General features: G+C 66.1%; 10 protein-coding genes. 6 read left to right on the top strand and 4 right to left on the bottom strand.

Annotated features, from left to right (window positions below):
- Positions 1–36: 36 nt before the first annotated feature.
- Positions 37–1,113, bottom strand: a complete 1,077-nt coding sequence (gtdA, locus tag HG262_RS03455; protein WP_169269707.1) for a gentisate 1,2-dioxygenase — start codon at positions 1,111–1,113, stop codon at positions 37–39.
- Positions 1,114–1,295: 182 nt separating this feature from the next.
- Between gtdA and HG262_RS03450 the strand changes: the two genes are divergently transcribed.
- Together HG262_RS03450 and HG262_RS03445 are read left to right on the top strand one after the other, a co-directional pair.
- The gene (locus tag HG262_RS03450; protein ID WP_169269706.1) at positions 1,296–2,231 is read left to right on the top strand and encodes a LysR substrate-binding domain-containing protein; all 936 of its coding nucleotides are present in this window, start codon (positions 1,296–1,298) and stop codon (positions 2,229–2,231) included.
- Positions 2,231–2,776, top strand: coding sequence for a hypothetical protein (locus tag HG262_RS03445; RefSeq protein ID WP_006222492.1), 546 nt, complete (start codon positions 2,231–2,233; stop codon positions 2,774–2,776). The genes HG262_RS03450 and HG262_RS03445 overlap by 1 nt, the downstream gene beginning before the upstream one ends.
- A gap of 389 nt (positions 2,777–3,165) precedes the next feature.
- On the opposite strand, the gene HG262_RS03440 is transcribed toward HG262_RS03445, so the two are convergent.
- The 3 genes from HG262_RS03440 to HG262_RS03430 all read right to left on the bottom strand — a co-directional run bounded on the left by HG262_RS03440 (position 3,166) and on the right by HG262_RS03430 (position 9,155).
- Positions 3,166–4,644 (bottom strand): efflux transporter outer membrane subunit, encoded by a 1,479-nt coding sequence (locus HG262_RS03440; RefSeq protein ID WP_169269705.1) that lies wholly within the window; start codon positions 4,642–4,644, stop codon positions 3,166–3,168.
- Between the two features lie 71 nt (positions 4,645–4,715).
- Positions 4,716–7,931 carry an efflux RND transporter permease subunit gene (locus HG262_RS03435; RefSeq protein WP_169269704.1) on the bottom strand — a complete coding sequence of 1,072 codons (3,216 nt, stop codon included), beginning with the start codon at positions 7,929–7,931 and terminating at the stop codon, positions 4,716–4,718.
- Positions 7,932–7,958: 27 nt separating this feature from the next.
- Positions 7,959–9,155 carry an efflux RND transporter periplasmic adaptor subunit gene (locus tag HG262_RS03430; RefSeq protein WP_169269703.1) on the bottom strand — a complete coding sequence of 399 codons (1,197 nt, stop codon included), beginning with the start codon at positions 9,153–9,155 and terminating at the stop codon, positions 7,959–7,961.
- 387 nt (positions 9,156–9,542) lie between these two features.
- Between HG262_RS03430 and HG262_RS03425 the strand changes: the two genes are divergently transcribed.
- The 4 genes from HG262_RS03425 to HG262_RS03410 all read left to right on the top strand — a co-directional run bounded on the left by HG262_RS03425 (position 9,543) and on the right by HG262_RS03410 (position 13,751).
- On the top strand, positions 9,543–10,622 hold the full coding sequence (locus tag HG262_RS03425) for a LysR family transcriptional regulator (RefSeq protein ID WP_169269702.1): 1,080 nt from the start codon (positions 9,543–9,545) through the stop codon (positions 10,620–10,622).
- Positions 10,623–10,773: 151 nt separating this feature from the next.
- Positions 10,774–11,889, top strand: coding sequence for an AI-2E family transporter (locus HG262_RS03420; protein WP_169269701.1), 1,116 nt, complete (start codon positions 10,774–10,776; stop codon positions 11,887–11,889).
- Between the two features lie 118 nt (positions 11,890–12,007).
- Positions 12,008–12,793, top strand: coding sequence for a phytanoyl-CoA dioxygenase family protein (locus HG262_RS03415; RefSeq protein ID WP_169269700.1), 786 nt, complete (start codon positions 12,008–12,010; stop codon positions 12,791–12,793).
- Between the two features lie 130 nt (positions 12,794–12,923).
- Positions 12,924–13,751 (top strand): IclR family transcriptional regulator C-terminal domain-containing protein, encoded by an 828-nt coding sequence (locus HG262_RS03410; protein WP_169269699.1) that lies wholly within the window; start codon positions 12,924–12,926, stop codon positions 13,749–13,751.
- Positions 13,752–14,230 lie beyond the last annotated feature (479 nt).

Genomic DNA, 14,230 nt, shown 5'->3' with positions numbered 1-14,230 from the left:
GAGGGGAAAGAAAGACGAACGGGTGCGGGCGCCGGGTCAGGCGACGCGTTCTTCGCGCCACAGGCCCAGCGCGTCCTGGACCGGGCGGTCCGAATAGCTGAATAGCGTGGCGTCTTCCAGCGCGGCCAGTTGCACGGGAAGCCAGGACGGCGCCACGAAGATGTCGCGCGGGCCGAAGTGAAATTCCTGGTCGCCGATACGCGCCGTGCCGCGGCCTTCCACCACGCTGTAGACCGTGGAATCGGTACTGCGGTGGGTCTTGCCCTGGAAACCGGCGGGCAGCAATTGCATGAACGTCGCCATCGTCGGCATGGGGTAGCCGCCCGTGGCGGGGTTCAGGTAGCGCAGCTTCACGCCGTCCCAGGGGTCCAGTTCACCGTGCCGGTACAGCGCGTCCAGCGCCTCGCGGCTGCGTTCGTAGGGGTAGTTGAAGATGGGCGACGTGCCGCTGGTGGTTTTGTGGCGCACGGGCGCCATGTTGTGTCCGAAGCGCGCCATGCTGTCGCCCTCGGGCCGCGTGACGGGTTGGGTGGCCTGGGGATAGTTTTCGGCGAAGCCGGCGTCCAGGAACCGCAGCAGCGGGATGTCCAGGCCGTCCAGCCACACGACGGGTTCGCCGCCTTCGGCGGTTTCCGCGTTGCCGTGGTCGTGCCAGGTCCAGGACGGCGTGATGATGAAGTCGCCCGGGTGCATGGTGGTGCGCTCGCCGTTTACCGCCGTGTAGGCGCCCCGGCCTTCGACGATGAAGCGCAGCGCCGACTGCGTGTGGCGGTGGCTGGGCGCGATCTCGCCAGGCAGGATCAATTGCAGGCCCGCGTACAGGCTTTGCGTGATGCTCGCCTGGCCGGGCAGGCCCGGATTCTCCAGGATCAGGACGCGGCGCACGGCTTCTTCGGCGGTGATCAGCGAGCCGGACGCCATGACGTCGTCGCGCACGTCGTCGTACTTCCAGAGGGCGGCAACGCAGCGCGGGGCGGGCTGGCGGGGCACCAGATTGTGCAAGGACTCCCACAGGGGAGCCATGTGCTTTTTGGCGATGCGCGCGTAATAGGCAGCGCGATCAGCGCTGCGGTCAGCAGCCTGATCGGCGCCGGCGGTGTGGCCGTCGGGCATTGTTGTCTCCAGTATGTCCGGCTGATGCCGGCTTCTACGGGTGGCCGCCGCGTGGTTCGCGGCTGGTCCGGATATGGAGACGATTATGCGTAAGCAGCTATGTGTTTAATAATGAAATTATCTTATTATCCATACGAATAACAATATACATACGAGACAATCTCCATCCGACGAGGGCGCGCATGGACTGGACCCACCGCCTGCGGCTGCGCAATCTGAAAATGCTGCTGAGCCTGGCGCAGACCCGCAACATCAGCCATTCGGCCGCGATGCTCAACACCACGCAGCCGGGCCTGTCCAAATGGCTGAAAGACCTGGAAGACGATATCGGCCTGCCGCTGTTCGAGCGCCATGCGCGCGGCCTGCGTCCCACCCCGCACGGCGACGTGCTGATCGCCCATGCCCAGCGGGTCGAGTCGCAGCTGGACCGCGCCAGCGCCGACATGGCCGCGTTGCGTGAAGGCGGTGGCGGCCGGGTGGTGATCGGGGCGTCGGGCGCGTCGGCGTCCGACACGGTGCCGTTGGCGGTGATGAAGCTGCTGGAGCGGATGCCGCAGGCGCGTGTGAAGCTGGTCGAAGGCACGACGGACCGCCTCCTGGCGCAACTGGCGCAAGGCGACCTGGACATCGTGGTGGGCCGCTCGGCGCCTGAACATCACGACCCGGCGATCCGCTTCGAGGCACTGTATCTGGAACCCATTCATCTGGTGGCGCGTCCGCGGCACCCCTTGTTCGCGATCGAGCAGCCCACCTGGCAGGACCTGCTGTCGTACCGCTGGATCCTGTGGCCCAAGGGCACGCCCATCCGCAATGCGGTGGACGCCGCGCTGGCGGCCGCAGGGCAGGCGCCGCCGCCGGATCACGTCGAATCGAATTCAGTGACGATCAATCTTACGTTGATCAACAACAGCGACATGATCGGCGTGGCTTCGCACCGCGCGGCGCTGCGGTTTTCGCAGATGCGGGCGATGCAGATCATCCCGGTACGGCTTTCCGGCTTCGGTTCCGTGGCGATGTATTGGCGCGAAGACGCCTTCAGACCGCTGGCGGTGCAGGAAGCGATGGCGTCTTTGCGCAATACGGTGGCGGAACATGCGCCGGGCGTGACGAGGCTGTGATGCCATCCTCCGGCGCGGGCCTGAATGCGTTGATCGCGCAGTGCCGCCGGGTGGAGGCGGCGTTGGCCGGAAGCCCGGACCCGTCCGCGTCCGTGGCCATGCATCGGTTCGTGGCGGATATGGACGCCCGGCGGATCCCGCCGGGGATGTGGTCGCCGTTGGCGTTGTCGGTGCTGGTGATGACGGGCGGGTTGGGCGTCGGCATCGAAGTGCTTAGCCTGGTGCTGCGCGCCGTGGGCTCGGCCTGGGCGGCGTTTGCGCTGGTGGCGGTGTGCGCGGGGACAGCGCTGGCCTTGTCGATCGCGGTAGTGATGCTGATGGCGGGACGGTCGGCGGGGCTGGTGATCGTGAAGTGGCTGGCGATCGGGTTGGTGGTGGTGGGCGGTCTGGGCGTGATCGCCTGGACGCAGGGGGATGTGAGGGCGGTGGGGCCTGTCGTGGCGTTGCTGGGCGGGTTGGGGGCTTGGCTGGTGGCCAATAGTGGGGGGTTTTTTGTGTTTGTGGGGTATCGGGTGGCGAGGCGGTATCTGGATCTTCGGAGATAGGTTTTGGGTTCTTGAGGCGCCCGGCGCGGCGGTGGCCTGCGGTGCGCGGGTCAACGATTGCGGTCCGGAGCCTTCGCTCCGGACTGCCCCTGCGTCATCTTCGTTGTTGCCTGCGGCAACTGCCTTCAGATTCCCTCGGGCGCATCGACTCCCCGCGCACCGCAGGCCACCGCCGCGCCGGGCTCGGTCAGCTGCCATCTACTGATTGCCGGGGAGAGCGGGGTGCTTGCGGTTCCTGGTACCGGCGGGGTGGGGTGGAGGGGCTTGCGGGGCCCGCCGCCCGGCCGGCCGCGCGGGCGGCCTTCGGGGGCTTACGCGGTGTCTTGCGTCCGCGGGTGACGCTGCGCGTGTGGGTGCGGTCCGGGGGGCTGTCGCGCGCTACACCCGTCCTACTTGGCTGCTACCGCTTCCGGCGGGACGGGGTTTTCCCAGCCGCCGCCGATGGCGCGGATCAGGCCGACTGCCGAGCGTGCCTGTTCGCCGCTTAGCTGCACGGCCACGCGTTGTTGCAGCAGGACGCTGCGGTCGGCTTCGATCACGTCGAGGTAGCTGATCGACCCTTCGCGGTATTGCGTGTGCGACAGCTTGGCGGCGCGGGCCGAGGCTTCGACGGCGGCGTCCTGGGCCTTGGTCTGGTCTGCCAGGATGCGCAGGTTGGCCAGGTTGTCTTCGACTTCGCGGAAGGCGTTCAGCACGGTTTGGCGGTAGACGGCGACGTCTTCCTCGTAGACGGCGCGGGCGCGGTCCAGGCCGGCCTGGCGACGGCCGCCGTCGAAGATGGGCATCGACAGCGCGGCGCCGACCAGCGGGCCCAGCAGGAAGGTGCGGCTGGACCACTGGAACAGGTTGCCCAGGTCGGACGACTCGTAGCCAAACGCCCCGGTGATGTCCAGGCGCGGGAAGAACGCGGACTTGGCCGCGCCGACGCGCGAGTTGGCGGCGGCCATGGCGCGTTCCGCGGCGGCGATGTCGGGGCGGCGTTCAAGCAGCGTCGACGGCAAGCCGGCGGGGATCGACAGTGCGACCTTCTGGATCGGCTGCGGCGGCATCGTGAAGTCGGACGGGGCGCGGCCCAGCAGCACGGCCAACGCGTGTTCGGTCGTGGCACGGCGGCGGTCGATGCCAAGTGCTTCCGATTGCGCGGACGCCAGTTCCGCCTTGGCGCGGGCCAGGTCCAGTTCGCTGATGTCGCCGGCGTCGTAACGGCGCTGGATCAGTTGCAGGGTGTCCGTGCGCAGCTTGACCGTCTGGTTATACAGCTGCGATTCCGCGTCCTGCTCACGCACCAGGAAGTACGTGGTGGCCACGTCGGCCTGCAGGGCCAGCAGCACCGACCGGTACAGGGCCTCGCTTTGCTGGGCGTCGGCGGTGGCGGCGTCGGCGGTGGACGCCACGCGGCCGAACAGGTCGGCTTCATACGATACCGCGCCTTGGGCGCGCCACGTCGTCACCGGGTTGGTGGACGTGCCGTCCGGCAGGCCTTGCGACACGGCCGACGGCCGTTGGCGGTTGGGGCCGAAGGCCGCATCCAGCGAGGGGAAGAAGCCGGCGCGGGCCTCGCGCTGCAGGGCGCGCGATTGCGCCAGGCGGGCGGCAGCGGCCTGCAGGTTCTGGTTGGCGTGTTGCGCTTCGTCTTCCAGCTGGTTCAGGCCTTCGTCGCCGAAGACCTTCCACCAGGCGCCGCGCAGCGCGTCTTCCGACGGTTCGGCGGGCTTCCAGGTGCCGGCTTCGGAAGCGGGCAGGGCGGCTTCCTTGAATGCCGCCGGCGCGGCGGCAGACGGCTTTTCGTAAGTGGGGCCCACCGCGCAGCCGGCCAGCACGAGCAGGACGGCAAGCAAGGCGGAACCGCGGGTCAGTCTTTGGATCATGATGAAATCTCTTTGACGCGCGCCCCGCCTGCTTGGGCGGGACGCGCTGGCTTCTCTTTTGTCTGCCGGCCTTACGCGTGAGTCTGCGGGGCAGGCGGTGCGTGCGGGTCGATGTGCGGCGCGCACTCCGGCGCTTCATGCGGGGCCGCCGAGTGCAGCGGCTTGCCGCCCAGCGAACGCAGCAGCACGTAGAACACCGGCGTCAGGAACAGGCCGAACAAGGTCACGCCCAACATCCCGAAGAACACGGCCACCCCCATGGCATGGCGCATTTCCGAACCGGCGCCAGACGACAGCACCAGCGGCACCACACCCATGATGAACGCGATAGACGTCATCAGGATCGGGCGCAGACGCAGGCGGCTGGCTTCGATGGCGGCTTCCAGCGGTGTGCGGCCGCTCATTTCTAGTTCGCGGGCGAACTCCACGATCAGGATCGCGTTCTTCGCCGACAAGCCCACCAGCACCATCAAGCCGATCTGCGTGAAGATGTTGTTGTCGTTGCCGGTCAGGTAGACGCCCGTCAGCGCGGCCAGGATGCTCATCGGCACGATCAGGATCACGGCCAGCGGCAGCGTCAGGCTTTCATACAGCGCGGCCAGCACCAGGAACACCAGCAGCACGCTGATGGGGAACACCCACAAGCCGGCATTGCCCGCCAGGATCTGCTGATACGTCAGGTCGGTCCATTCGAACTTCACCCCGCGCGGCAGCGTTTCGGCGGCGACGCGTTCGGCCGCGGCCTGCGCCTGGTCGGACGAGAAGCCGGGGGCCGGGCCGCCGTTGATGTCGGCGGCGGTATAGCCGTTGTAGCGCACCACCATTTCAGGCCCGAAGGTCTGCTTGACGGTCACCAGCGACGACAGCGGCACCATATCGCCCGCGGCATTGCGGGTCTTCAGCTGCAGGATGTCGTCGGCGTGCGCCCGGAACGGCGCATCGGCTTGCGCACGCACCTGGAACACCCGGCCGAAGCGGTTGAAGTCGTTCACATACATCGAACCCAGGTAGATCTGCATGGTGTCGAAGACTTCGGTCACCGGCACGCCCAACTGCTTGGCCTTCACGCGGTCCAGGTCCACGTCCAGCTGCGGCACGTTGATCTCGTAGCTGGAGAACGACGGGCCCAGTTCAGGCGTCTGGCGCGCTTTTTCCAGGAAGGCCTGCTTGGCCTTGTCCAGTTCGGCATAGCCGAGTGCGGCGCGGTCTTCCAGTTGCAGCTTGAAGCCGCCCAGCGTGCCCAGGCCCATCACGGGCGGGGGCGGGAACACGGCGATGAACGAATCCTGGATCGTGGCGAACTTCTGGTTCAGCGATGCGGCGATGGCGTTGCCGGACAGCGCGGCGTCCTTGCGTTCACCAAAGGGCTTGAGCGTCACGAACACGATGCCGGCGCTGGAGCTGTTGGTGAAGCCGTTGATCGACAGGCCCGGGAACGCGATGGCGGATTGCACGCCGGGTTCCTTCAGGGCGATGTCGCTCATGCGGCGGATCACCGCTTCCGTGCGGTCCAGCGAGGCGCCGTTGGGCAACTGCGTGAAGCCGATCAGGTACTGCTTGTCTTGCGCCGGCACGAAGCCGCCGGGCACTAGGTACGACACGCCGATGGTCGCGGCCACCAGCACCGCGTACACGCCCATCGCACCGGCCTTGCGGCGGATCACGCCGGACACGCCCGAGCCGTAGGACTCGGAGGCGCGGCCGAACATGTTGTTGAACCAGTTGAAGAAGCGGCCGAAGACGCGGTTCATGCCACGGGTCAGCCAGTCCTGCTTGTCGTGATGGCTTTTCAGCAGCAGGGCCGACAGGGCGGGCGACAGGGTCAGCGAATTGAAGGCCGAGATCACCGTCGAGATGGCGATGGTCATGGCGAACTGCTTGTAGAACTGACCCGTCAGGCCCGTCATGAAGGCCAGCGGCACGAACACGGCGCACAGCGTCAGCGCGATGGCGATGATGGGGCCGCTGACTTCACGCATGGCGCGGTAGGTCGCGTCGCGTGGACTCAAGCCCGCCGCGATGTTGCGCTCGACGTTTTCCACCACCACGATCGCATCGTCCACCACGATCCCGATGGCAAGCACCATCCCGAACAGCGACAGGGCGTTGATGGAATAGCCGAACACCAGCAGCAGCGCGAACGTGCCCACGATGGAAACCGGCACTGCCAGCAGCGGGATGATGGACGCGCGCCAGGTCTGCAGGAACAGGATCACCACCAGCACGACCAGCGCAATGGCTTCCAGCAGCGTGTGCACCACGGCTTCAATACTGGACCGCACGAACTGCGTGGGGTCGTATTCGATGCGGTATTCCACGCCCGGCGGGAAGTCCTGCTCCAGTTCGGCCATCGCGGCGCGCACCTTGCTGGACACGTCCAGCGCGTTCGCGCCCGGCGATTGCATGATGCCCATGCCCACCGCCTGCTTATTGTCCAGGAGCGAGCGCAGACCATATTCCTGGGCGTCCAGTTCCACGCGGGCGACGTCGGACAGGTGCGTCACGGCGCCGTCGGGCGAGGTCTTCAGGATGATGTCGCGGAACTCTTCTTCGGTTTGCAGGCGGCCGCGCGCATTCACGTTCAGCTGCAGCGGCACGTCGCCTTGCGTGGGCGATGCGCCGATCACGCCGGCGGCGACCTGCACGTTCTGTTCGCGGATGGCGGCGACCACTTCGGACGCGGTCATGCCGCGCTGCGCGACCTTTTGCGGGTCCAGCCAGACGCGCATCGAGTAGTTGCCCGAGCCCCACACCGTCACTTCGCCCACGCCCGTGATGCGGGCCAGGCGGTCCTTGACGTTCAGGATGGCGTAGTTGCGCAGGTAGGTGATGTCGTAGCGGTCATTGGGCGAGATCAAGTGCACGACCAGCGTCAGCGTGGGCGAGCTCTTGGCGGTGGTTACGCCCAGGCGCTGTACGTCCGGCGGCAGGCGCGGCAGCGCTTGCGACACGCGGTTCTGCACCAGTTGCTGCGCCTTGTCCGGGTCCACGCCCAGCTTGAAGTTGACCGTCAGCGTCAGGTTGCCGTCGCTGTTGGCCTGCGACTGCATGTACAGCATGTCTTCCACGCCGTTGATGGATTCTTCCAGCGGCGAGGCGACGGTTTCGGCGATGACCTTGGGGTTGGCGCCCGGATACTGTGCGCGCACCACCACCGACGGCGGCACGACTTCCGGGTATTCGGAAATGGGCAGCTGGAACATGGCCAGCAAGCCCGCCAGCAGCACCAGGATGGACAACACGCCGGCGAAAATCGGCCGGTCGATGAAGAACTTTGAGATATTCATGAACGTTCTCTGTAGACGCGCCAGGCCTTACTTCAGGTCGGCTGCGGCGGTCTTGACCGGGGCGGCCTTGGCGGCAACCATGGGTACGACGGTCGGGGCCACGGCGTCGCCGGGGCGGATTCGTTGCAGGCCGTTGACGACAATGCGTTCACCGGCGGCAAGGCCGGAATCGACGACGCGCAGGCCTTCCTGGTTGGCGCCCAGCTTCACCTGGCGGTAGACGGCGTGGCTCTTGTCGTCCAGCACCAGTACGTAGCGCTTGTCCTGGTCGGTGCCGATGGCGCGTTCGTCGATCAGCACGGCCGAACGCGGGTCGCTGCCGCCCAGGCGGACGCGGGCGTACAGGCCGGGCAGGAGCGAACCGTCGGCGTTATCGAACTCGGCGCGCACGCGGATCGTGCCGGAGGTCGCGTCCAGGCGGTTGTCGACCGACTGCACGAAGCCGGTGCGCGAATAGCCGTCCTCGTTCGCCAGGCCCAGTTCGACCGGCACCGAACCCGCGCGGCCGTTGCGGGCCGGGTTCACGTACTTGAGGAAGGTTTGTTCGTCCACGTCGAACGATGCGTACATCTTCGACACCGACACCAGCGTCGTCAGCGGTACCGACGTGGCGCCGGCGGCGACCACGTTGCCCACAGTGACTTCAGCGCGCGAGACGCGGCCGGCCACCGGCGCTTCAATGCGCGTATAGCCCAGGTTCAGCTTGGCGTAGTCCAGGGCGGCTTGCGCGCCCTGCAGGTTGGCGGCGGCTTCGCGCGAGGCGTTCTGCTTTTCCTCGAAGTCGCGGCGGGCGATGGCGTTGTCCGTCAGCAGGCGCTGGCCGCGGGCCAGTTCCGTGGCGGTGTACGACGCCCGGGCCTTCGCGGCCGTCAGGGCGGCGGCGGCGCGGTCCACTTCGGCCGCGTAGGGGCGCGGGTCGATGGTGAACAGCACGTCGCCCTTTTTGACGATGCTGCCGTCCTGGAAGTGCACGGCGGTCAGGGTGCCGGATACCAGCGGGCGGATGTCGACGCGGTCGATGGCTTCCAGGCGGCCGGAATAGCGTTGCCAGTCGACGATGGTCTTGGTGACGACTTCGGCCACCTCTACGGGCGTGGCGGTGGGGGCGCCTTGCGCCATGGCGACGTTGCCGCCGGCGGGGCCCCGGGTCAGGGCGTAGCCGCCTCCGGCCGCGAGGACGGCGGCAAAGACGACGAGCATAGCGATACGATTGCGCGAAACCATGATGTTTCCTTGAGTGGTATAGGGGCGAAAGCGCGCTTGTTTGAGCCTGGGGCGGAGGCGGCTCCGGCGGTCCGGGGCATGGCAGTCCTTAGCGTCCGCTGGATATATGCATATGCTGCAATGCAACATGCAACGGGGTTGCGTTTCCTGGGCAGGGCGCCTTGGCGGGGCGGGATCACTGCGGTGTCGGAAGCTGAGGATTGACATGCCCTATGGAGGCGCCGGGAGGCAAGGGCACTTCAAGATGGTTTGCATTCTGAGTGTTTTGTGGGGCCGGATAAACACGTCTATCTCGGCAACACTGTTCGCCAGAAATGACTAATCAGCGGCAAAATCGGGTTATGCTCCGTTCACCCCGACTTATTTGCCCAAAAGGACACCGTCGCCATGGACCGTTTTCAGGCTATGCAGGTGTTTGTGCGCGTCGTGGACGCCAATAGCTTCACCCGGGCGGCCGACAGCCTTTCGCTTCCGCGCACCACCGTCACCACCATCATCCAGAACCTCGAACGCCTTCTGGGCGTGCGCCTGCTCAACCGCACCACGCGCCGTATCGGCCTGACGCCGGACGGCGCGGGCTATTACCAGCATTGCGTGCGCATCCTGGCGGACGTCGAAGAAACCGAGGCCTGTTTCCAGGAAGCCGCGCTGCGCCTGAAAGGGCGGCTGCGCATCGACGTCCCGACCTGCATCGGGCGGCTGATCCTGATTCCCTCATTGTGTGATTTCCACGACAAATACCCCGACGTCGAGCTGGTGCTCGGCCTGGGCGACCGTCCCGTGGATATGGTGCAAGAGGCCGTGGATTGCGTGATCCGCGGGGGCGACCTGGAAGATTCCAGCCTGGTCGCGCGCCGCATCGGCACGCTGCAGACGGTCACCTGCGCTTCGCCCACCTATATTGCCCGCCACGGCATGCCGCAAACGATCGAGTCGTTGCGCGACCACCACGCGGTGCATTACTTCATGAGCCGCACGGGCCGCAACTGCGCCTGGGACTTCAAGGTGGACGGCAAGCACCAGGAAGTGGACATGAAGGGTACGGTGGCCGTGAACGAAGCCGGCGCCTACCTGGATTGCGGCCTGAAGGGCTTCGGCCTGATCCAGGTCGCCCGCTACATGGCGCTGCCGCACCTGCAATCCGGCGAACTGATCGAAATCCTGCCCCAGTGGAAGCCCAGCTCCACGGCGATCTCCGTGCTGTATCCGCAAAGCCGCCAGTTGTCGCCCAAGGTGCGCGCCTTCACCGATTGGGTGGCCGAATTGTTCGCGGGTTGCCCGTTGCTTAGCGGCCGCGACGAAACCGATCCGGCCGCCGGGGCGTGCGGCGTCTTCCAGCGCCAACTGGGCATGCCCAGCGCGATGGCTCTTGCGCAGCCCCAGCCTCGGACCGAACCCGCGCTGGTTCAAACGACGCCGCCGCGCCGCCGCAGCGCGCGCGAAGAGGCGGCCGAATACGCCTTGTAAGCGGATTGCGTGGCGGGCCGGCCGGTCCGCCACGTTGAAAAACCACGGGAAACCCCGTAGTAAATACAGGGCTTGCGTCCCTCGTATTTCTTGAAACGTCTGTATAGTCCGACAGTCAAAGCCTACAACGCCCTTACTGTCGATCCGCTCTATGCAGCCTGTTCTACCCGCTTACCTGATCGCCCGTTGGCTGCTGCTGCTTGTCCTGTTGGCAGGGGTTTACTTTCTTAGCGGCTTTCTTGTTCCCGCGCTTGCGGCGCTGATCATTGGGTTGGCCAGCTGGCCGCTTTACCAGCGCCTGGTCAGGCGTTGCGGCGGCCGCACGGCCGTGGCCGCGTCACTGGCATTGCTGGTGGTGATCGTCGTGCTGATCGTGCCGATGACGCTGGCGCTGTCCTATGCCATCAAGGAAGCCAGCACCTTTTTCGCCTGGGCCATCGCGGCCAACCGCCACGGCGTGTCCGTGCCGAACTGGATCACGTCGATGCCGGTCGTGGGCGAGCGCCTGGGCCAGTACTGGGAATCGTATATCGGCCAGCCCCACGCGCTGGGCGCGCTGGTCGAAGCGGTCAGTGGCGAACACCTGGGCAATATCTACCGCATGGTGCTGGCGGCCACGGGTAACGTGTTCCAGCTGCTGCTGACTGTGCTGTTCATGCTGATCACGCTGTTCTTCGTCTATAAGGACGGCATCCGCATGGTTGCCCAGCTGGACGTGCTGGGCGAACGCATCCTGCCGGCGCGCTGGCAGCGTTTTTCGCGCGTGGTGCCGGCCACCATCAATTCCACCGTCACGGGCATGGGCCTGATCGCCCTGGGCGAAGGCCTGGTGCTGGGCATCGCGTACTGGGTGGCGGGTGTGCCGTCGCCGGTGCTGCTGGGCGTGGTCACGGGCTTCATGGCGCTGATCCCCGGGGGCGCGCCCTTGTCGTTCACGTTGGTGTCGTTGTATCTGGTGGGCTCCGGCCATCTGGTCGCGGGCATCGCGCTGATGGTCTGGGGCAGCGTCGAACTGTTCATCGTCGACAAGACCCTGCGTCCCCGTCTGGTGGGGGGGCCGGTCAAGCTGCCGTTCCTGCCGACGTTCTTCGGGCTGGTGGGCGGCGTGAAGACCATGGGCATCGTGGGGCTGTTCGTGGGCCCGGTGCTGATGGCCTTGCTGGTGGCGGTGTGGCGTGAATGGGTACACCACGAGGTGCAGGAACGCGACGCGGCCCGGCTGCATCCCCCGATTCCCCCGCCAGTCGAAAAAACACCGTCCACCTGACGCCGGCACGCCCGGCGCTTTGGTAATCTAGCCATCCCCGCGTATACCGGTGCCTGACCGGTACGCGCCTGCCCTGCACGCAGACGCTTCGCAACCGCCGCGGGGTGTGAGGATCGAGATGTCCGGGTTATTGCCTGATGATCAGATAGCCGTCCTGCGCAAGCAGGGGTTTGTGGTGGCGCGCCAATTCGTGGACGCCGACCGGGTGGCGGCGCTGCGGGCGCTGGCCGAACGCCATTTGCGCGAGCACGTGGCCCCCATTGAGTACGAAGCCGACCTGCGCTACCCCGGCGCGCCCGAGTCACGCGCCGCGGAAGGCGGCCTGACCGTGCGGCGCCTGCTCAGCGCCTATGCGCGCGACCCGCTGTTCGCCCGATGGGCGACCGACCCTGGCATCGGCCAGTGGCTGGCCCAGTACTTCGGCGGGCCGGCTGTGCTGTCGACGGTGCACCACAATTGCGTGATGACCAAGCATCCGGCCTACGGCAGCTTGACGGGCTGGCATCAGGACATCCGCTATTGGGCGTTTTCCGATACGGACCTGGTGTCCTGTTGGCTCGCCCTGGGGCCGGAAAAGCGCGAGAACGGCGGGCTGTCTTTCATTCCGGGTTCGCATGCGGCGGCGTTCACGCCCGATCAGTTCGACGATAAGAAATTCTTCCGCGACGACGCGCCCCAGAATGCCGATTGGATCGCGCAGGCGGTCTGCCCCGAGCTCGAGGCCGGCGATGTGGTCTTCTTCCATTGCCGGACGTTGCATGCGGCGCAAGGCAACCGCAGCGATCGCGTCAAACTGTCGGTGGTGCATACCTATCACCCCCAGTCCTGCTATCCGCTGCCCGGCACGCGGTCGGCCTCGCAGCCCGGGGTCACGCTGGAAAAAACGGGGGGCGAAAGCGCCTGAAGTAATTGATATTTGCTATTAATAATTGAATTACAATTACATTAAGCGCAATACGCGATGAGAGGCCGGCATATACCTCCGTCGCGGTGATTCTTGCGCGGCATCCCTAGAACTCAATAGGCTGTTCCCTGTGCGCAAAGCTACCCCCGACGACACGGAAAAACCGCAGGCGCCGACCGAGACCCGGTCTTCGCTGTTTGTCGGTTCCACTGAAAAAGCCTTTCAGGTGCTGCACGCGTTCGATGGTTCGAAACGCCACATGACGCTGGCTGATATCGCGCGTGCCTCCGGGCTGGACCGCAGCGCGACGCAACGCCTGGTCTATACGCTGGAGACGCTGGGTTACCTGCGCCGGATTCCGGATACGCGCAACTATGGCCTGACCCCGAAGGTGCTGCAGTTTTCGTACAACTACGTGCGCGCGAACGAGCTGATCGACAAGGCATCGCCGTATCTGCTGGACATCAGCCGGACGCTGGGTGAAACCACCAACCTGCAAGAGCTGGACGGCCACGAGATCGTTTTCGTGGCGCGCTTTCCGGGCCACCATCTGGTGAATGTGGATATCGCCGTGGGCAGCCGCCTGCCGGCATTCTTCACGGCGTCGGGCACGGCGATCCTGTCTCGGCTGTCGGACGAGCACCGGCGCGAGATCCTGGCGCAGACGCGGCTGGAAGCGATCACGCCATACACCGAGGTGAACCCCGAGAAGCTGCTGGACCGCGTGCAACGCGTGGCCGAGAAAGGCTACGCGATCATCGTGAACGAGACGGTGTTGGGGGATATTTCAGTGGCGGCGCCGGTGATTGATCATCGGGGGTTGGCGGTGGCGGCAATCAATATCTCTGTGCCGACGACGCGGTGGACCGTGGCGAGAGTAGAAGCAGAATTGGCGCCGCATGTGCAGGTGGCGGCGACTTCGATTTCCAAGTCTAAGTTTTCGGCTTATTCGAGGTAGGTCACTGGGGGCTTCTTGAGGAGTGTGCTGTAGATCTTCGTGGGACGCTCGGCGCCGGGGTCGGGTGGGTGGCGCGCGCCCACGATTGCGGTCCGGAGCCTTCGCTCCGGACTGCCCTCTCGTCATCTTCGTTGCGGCCTGAGGCCGCGGCCTTCAGATTCCCTCGGGCGCATCAAGGTTGCGCGCCACCCACCCGACCCCGGCGACGAGCTGCGCCGTCTGGGTTCGCGCGCTGCTAGAGCGGCGTTTACTGACGAGATTTTCGGGGCCCGCCGAATGCGGCCGCGCAGGCGGCCGCATTCGGCATACGCGTCGGTGATGCGTGGGTGCGATGGTCGCTTGCGCGCTTTCCGTGATGGATTTTCTATTGAGCCCCGCCGTCAGGTGGGGGAGGTGGAGCGACGGGTGGCGCGCGACAGACAGCTGCGTGCTGATTGAGACCCGTACGCGCGCCACCCGTCTAATAGGGAGACCGTCGT

Origin of the sequence: Achromobacter sp. Bel (assembly GCF_012928505.1) — a bacterium.
Lineage (GTDB): Bacteria > Pseudomonadota > Gammaproteobacteria > Burkholderiales > Burkholderiaceae_B > Achromobacter.
Note: the sequence above shows the minus strand (reverse complement) of the source record. Positions and strands in the feature narration are given on the sequence as shown.